Raw genomic sequence first — 562 nt, forward strand, 5'->3', positions numbered from 1 at the left:
GTCCATATCAAAAAATAAATAATAATCTTTTATAATAAAAATTAATATACATCGTATAATAAAATATTAATTTAATGCTAATTAAATAAAATTTAACTATTTTTTATAAAAAATAATTTATATACAAACATATCTAATCTTTAATAAATTAAATATAAAAAATACATCTTATAATAATAAACATGTAAAAAATAAATAACCGTTAAAAATTTCAATAAAATGTTTTAATATTTTAGAATCCAACATTAACAAATCAAAACGTTTTTGGAGATTATATGTCGTATAAAAAAGAAAAATTTCACATGAATTTAATACCTTTTGTTGTAGAAAAAACATCACAAGGAGAAAGATATTTTGATATCTATTCTCGTCTTTTAAAAGAAAGAATAATATTTATTACCGGTAATATTGAAGATGTTAAAGCTAATATTGTTGTAGCACAAATGTTATTTTTAGAAGCTGAAAATCCTGAAAAAGATATAAATTTATATATCAATTCTCCAGGTGGAATCATTACATCGGGCATGTCTATTTACGATACTATGCAATTTATAAAACCACA

1 protein-coding gene is annotated in these 562 nt (G+C 19.6%); it reads left to right on the forward strand.

The window, feature by feature from the left end:
* Positions 1 to 275: 275 nt before the first annotated feature.
* The coding region (locus LDP10_RS03130; protein ID WP_265197274.1) for an ATP-dependent Clp protease proteolytic subunit at positions 276 to 562 on the forward strand (287 nt) is incomplete at its 3' end.

Origin of the sequence: Buchnera aphidicola (Pemphigus obesinymphae) (genome assembly GCF_026122815.1) — a bacterium.
GTDB classification, from domain to species: Bacteria; Pseudomonadota; Gammaproteobacteria; order Enterobacterales; family Enterobacteriaceae; genus Buchnera_C; species Buchnera_C aphidicola_BJ.